General features: G+C 42.5%; 4 protein-coding genes. 3 read left to right on the forward strand and 1 reads right to left on the reverse strand.

Going from position 1 to position 5,008, the window contains the following annotated elements; all coding sequences use genetic code 11:
* Positions 1–113: 113 nt before the first annotated feature.
* Entirely contained in the window at positions 114–737 is a 624-nt protein-coding gene (locus GNE10_RS31975) for a nucleoside monophosphate kinase (RefSeq protein WP_185569991.1), read from the reverse strand.
* Positions 738–1,080: 343 nt separating this feature from the next.
* On the opposite strand from GNE10_RS31975, the gene GNE10_RS31980 reads away from it, so the two are divergent.
* From GNE10_RS31980 to GNE10_RS31990, 3 genes are all read left to right on the forward strand, one after another.
* The gene (locus GNE10_RS31980; protein ID WP_185569993.1) at positions 1,081–1,617 is read left to right on the forward strand and encodes a P-loop NTPase family protein; all 537 of its coding nucleotides are present in this window, start codon (positions 1,081–1,083) and stop codon (positions 1,615–1,617) included.
* A gap of 456 nt (positions 1,618–2,073) precedes the next feature.
* Positions 2,074–3,513 (forward strand): NHLP bacteriocin system secretion protein, encoded by a 1,440-nt coding sequence (locus GNE10_RS31985; protein ID WP_185569995.1) that lies wholly within the window; start codon positions 2,074–2,076, stop codon positions 3,511–3,513.
* Positions 3,514–3,530: 17 nt separating this feature from the next.
* The coding region (locus GNE10_RS31990; protein WP_260447118.1) for a cysteine peptidase family C39 domain-containing protein at positions 3,531–5,008 on the forward strand (1,478 nt) is incomplete at its 3' end.

Below are 5,008 nucleotides of genomic sequence, written 5' to 3' on the forward strand. Positions count from 1 at the left end.
AAACCCCCAAGACCGCGCTGGCTCACCTTTTCCCCAAACCAAATTCCAGTTTAAAATCCAAAACCTGAGCAGTATTGCCCACCTCCCAACCTCCCCACCTCCCCAATCCATCTTTAGGGAACAGAAAGCAGAGTCAAAATATTTTGCTGTACCATTTCCGGTGATTGGTCGCCGTTGATGGTTAACAGGCGGCGACGACGGTCGTAATATTCTAGGATGGGGATGGTGCGATCGTAAAATAATTCTATACGGCGTTGTACGATTTCTGGCTGGTCGTCTGGTAGCGATCGCCCCAAGGATCGGCTAACCATAACTGCTTCTGGAACTTGTAGATAAATCGCCCAATCGAGTTTTTGTCCTAAATTATCTAATAAAAAATCTAATTCTTCGGCTTGAAAAGCAGTGCGGGGATAGCCCTCCAATACCCAAGCGCAGTTAATATCTGGTTGTCTGAGACGAATTCCGATTAATTCAATAATCATTTCGTCTGGAACTAATTCTCCTTTTTCTACGTATGGACGTGCATGGTGGCCTAATTCATTGAGGCTGTTGTAAACAGAAACATAAGTCCGGGAATCGGTTGGCGACCATTGGAAGTTCGGCAACGACTTGCCACCAGATATGGCTTCTCGTAAAATCTCACCTGTGGAAATCAGAGGAATGTCAAAATATCTGCAAAGCCTTTGTGCTTGAGTACTTTTACCCGATCCCGAACCTCCCAGAATCACTAATCTCACAAAAATTCACTCCTCATTGTGTCAAATTTACTACTTTACAAGTCTGGTGAATATAAATAATCAGAAAAACCCATATCTGGAGACTTTCAGCCGCTACTTCTAGCTTTTCTAAGTGATTGTAACTGTAACTTATTTGTTATCATTTTTACTAAAATTTCCGATCCCAAACTAAAAATTAAATCCAAATAACTCTTGACTTCAACACAAAGGTAGTGTTTGACTAAGAATGCAAATTGCCCAAACCACTGCACCTGTGAAAAATAGATTGATTATACAAGTAGATTCCTAATCACTAATCTTAAGTAATAGTCTGTAAAATATTGTAAATTTTTGAACTTTACCTATGGTCGCCCAACTAGAAACGCCGAGTATAAATTCAACCGTTACATTACCATATCCAGTTGAAGGACTAATACAAGTTTTTACTAGTTCTCATAGAAGTTTTTTTACGAGTGTGATGGCTCAAGCATTGAGAATTGCTGGACAAGGCACGCCAGTATTAATAGTGCAGTTCCTTAAAGGAGGTATCCGTCAAGGACACGAACGACCAATACAACTAGGACAAAATCTAGATTGGATTCGCTGTGATTTACCTCGTTGTATTGATACACCACATCTCGACGAAACAGAAAACCAAGCTCTGAAAAACTTGTGGCAATATACACAACAGATAGTAAATGAAAGCAAGTATTCTCTCGTAGTTTTAGATGAGTTAAGTTTAGCGATGGACTTTGGTTTAATTCCGGAAACTGAAGTTTTAGCCTTTCTGGCAAAACGTCCTCCCCATGTCGATATCATTTTCACAGGGCCAGAAATGCCGAAATCTCTGTTGGATGTGGCAGATCAAATTACAGAAATCCGCCGCAGTCATCGACCCTAAGGGACTGCCAAATAAGGGACTTACAAGTAAAAAAATATTCCACAGAAGATTAGACTTCTTGCAAAAGTAGGGAAAAGGGAAAGGGAGTGCATGTTTGGTATTTTCCCTTTCCCCAATAAAGATGTATCCCTTTGACCACAAGAGTCCAAAAAGCGATTGATTGCAAGAGGTCTATTGTTAACTGTTGATTGTTGACAGTTAACAGTCAACGACGGGAACCGGAATAATTTATTTTCTGGAGTTCCCTAAACAAAAAAAACTCAGTTCGAGGTATCCTAGTAATTCAGTAGAAATATGGTTTAAGCTGTTAAAATTTGACTCTGAATCTTTATCTCTTAACGGGCAACAGGTAACCCCTGAAAATTTAAGCCACCCACAAGAGTGCCTGTTTTGGCCTCAAAGGGGCTTGTAAATTGTTCCTTCTTTTGACTCCCATATAAATTGGGATGGTATTCGGTGACTAGCCAAAAAAGTAACCTATTCCGTAAAGAAGCTTTAGAACGTGCTTCTTCACCTGAAGAATTAGATCGAATTATGCAGGTAGTCAGCCCAAAAAGGTGGCTACCTTTAATTGCTGTTGGTTCCTTGGTGGTGACTGGGTTTACTTGGAGTTTTTTAGGTCGAATTCCCATTACGGTTACTGGTACTGGGATTATAGTTTATCCCAGCACAGTTACTTCATTTCAGTCACCCATTGCTGGCAGATTGCGAACGGTTAACGTGCGGGTAGGCGACTTTATAAACAGAGGAGATGTGTTAGCAACCCTAGACCAAAGCGAACTCACCAAACAGCTACAATTAGTACGTTCTAAATTAGAGCAACTACAGCAAGAAGATCGAGAAGCTAACTTGCTGCAACGACTCCGACAAAATGCAGACCGGCAGGCACTTCAACAACAACGCCAATCTTTGCAGCAAAATCTTCAAACAGTACAAAAGTTAACGCCGATTTTAAGAGAAAAAGGGCTAGACTCTATTCAACGCGATCGCGCCAACCAAATACAAAGCCTACAATCTTTGCGGGAACTACTGCCGACTTTTAAACAAAGATTAGACAACCGCCAGCGATTATTGCAAGAGGGAGCAATCTCTGGTGATACAGTACTACAATCACAGCAAGATTATTTAAGTGCTGTTAGACAAATTAACGAAGCCGAATCCCAACTCAAGCAACTAGATGTTAAAGAAGCAGACGCCCAACGCCAATATCTAGAAAATCTCAACTCCATTAAAGATTTAGAAACCCAGTTAAAGCAACTAGATAGTAAAGAAGCCACATCAGCCCAACAAGACTTAGAAGCCGTAACCACACGCAAAAAAGAAATTGAAGAAGTGCGGCGGGACATTACCCAATTAGTATTGCAATTATCGACCAACAGCTTAATTAAAAGTACTTACTCTGGACGTGTTTTAGAAATCTCAGCAACACCGGGGCAGGTTGTTTTACAGGGTACACCCATAGGAGCGATCGCCGCACAAAAGCCATCGGCTAAACTGGAAACTGTAGCATTTTTTCCCGTTGGTGATGGCAAACAAATTCAACCAGGAATGAAGTTACAAATTACACCTACAACAGTACAAAGACAACGCTTCGGTGGCATCATTGGTAACGTCACAAATGTTTCAGCATTTCCTGTAACCAAAGAAGCTGCATTAAGCGTAGTAGGCAATTCCGAATTCGTCCAAGACTTAATGTCACAAGGGCCGCAGATTCTCATTAACGCCGGACTGCAACTAGACCCTTCCACAGTCAGCGGCTATAAATGGTCTTCTTCCCAAGGGCCGGCAATGAAAGTAACTTCTGGAACTACGACCTCTGTACAAGTTACCGTCGAAGAACGTGCCCCCATTACATTTATCCTGCCAATTTTGCGATCTTGGACTGGGGTTTATTGAAAGTAGGGTAACCCCAAATGATAATCCCACTTTTTATGCTGCTGTGGCAAAATTTCCAAAGCCTACTAAAGATTAAAAACAAGCGGTGTCGTACTCCGACGCTGCTGCAAATGGAGGTAGTAGAATGTGGCGCTGCTGCTTTGGGGATTATTTTGGCTTACTATGGTCTAATTGTGCCGTTGACAGAACTGCGCCAAGCCTGCGGTGTGTCGCGGGATGGAGTTAGCGCTTTAAATATTTTGAAGGCTGCTAGAAACTATAAATTAATTGCTAAGAGCTATAAAGTTAACTTGGCTACTTTGTCTGAGTTGAAATTTCCCTTCATTGTATTTTGGAAATTTAACCATTTTCTGGTGGTGGAGGGATTTGGCAAACAGCGAGTTTATCTCAATGACCCGGCTACTGGACGGCGCAGTGTTTCTGTTGAAGAATTTAGCGGTGCTTACACAGGTATCGTACTGCTTTTAGAACCGAGTTCCGAGTTCCAACGGGGGGGACGTAAACCCAGCACTATCCTTGCTTTGTGGTCGCGACTGCGAGGTTCCATTGGGGCATTACTTTACTGCGTGGTGGCGGGATTTTTGCTAGTGATTCCTGGATTGGCCATACCTGCATTCTCCCAGATATTTGTAGACAACGTATTAATTGAACAGCGGGATGAATGGTTGCGTCCGTTAATTTTAGGGATGATTTTCACAGCTGGACTCAAAGCATTTTTGACTCTGCTACAGTTACAGTTTTTGCGTCAGTTGAAAATTAAATTGTCAGTGGGCATGAAGAGTAAATTTCTGTGGCATATTCTTCGCCTACCCATGAGTTTTTATGACCAGCGATTTGCAGGGGAAATCACCAGCCGGGTGCAACTCAATGATAGTATCGCCAATATGCTTTCTGGTCAATTAGCTACAACTGCGATCGCAGCAGCGTCAATATTTCTGTATGTACTAGTGATGCTGCAATATGATGTGGTGTTGACCTTAATTGCCATTGCCTTTGTTGCTGTTAACCTCGCCGCCTTACAGTGGGTAAGAGGGCGGCGGGTGGATGCCAACACCAGACTGATGCAGGAATACGGAAAAGTTAGCGGTGTGGGAATTTCTGGCCTCCAAAGTATAGAAACAATCAAAGCCTCAGGATTAGAGTCAGATTTTTTTTCTCGGTGGGCGGGTTACTATGCCAAAGCCATTAACACCAAACAGGAATTAGAAACAACAAACCAGACATTAGGAGTTTTACCAGATTTCTTGTCAGCGATCGCTTCCATGTTACTTTTAGCCGTGGGGGGTTTGCGAGTCATAGATGGTACCATCACCATCGGCATGTTAATAGCCTTTATGGCTTTAATGCAAAGTTTTTTCCAGCCGATAACAAACCTCATCAACCTGGGAAGCGACCTACAAGAGATGGAAGGAAATCTAACTCGCCTCGATGATGTGTTGCAAAACCCCATTGATTCGCAACTGGGGGAAAGAGGTAGGGGGGAGGGAGATGGGGG

This window comes from Nostoc sp. 2RC (genome assembly GCF_014222165.1).
GTDB lineage: Bacteria > Cyanobacteriota > Cyanobacteriia > Cyanobacteriales > Nostocaceae > Nostoc > Nostoc linckia.

Excerpts from the sequence above, each read along its gene's own strand:
- GNE10_RS31980 (WP_185569993.1), top strand. The coding sequence starts at position 1,081 with ATGGTCGCCCAACTAGAAACGCCGAGTATAAATTCAACCGTTACATTA.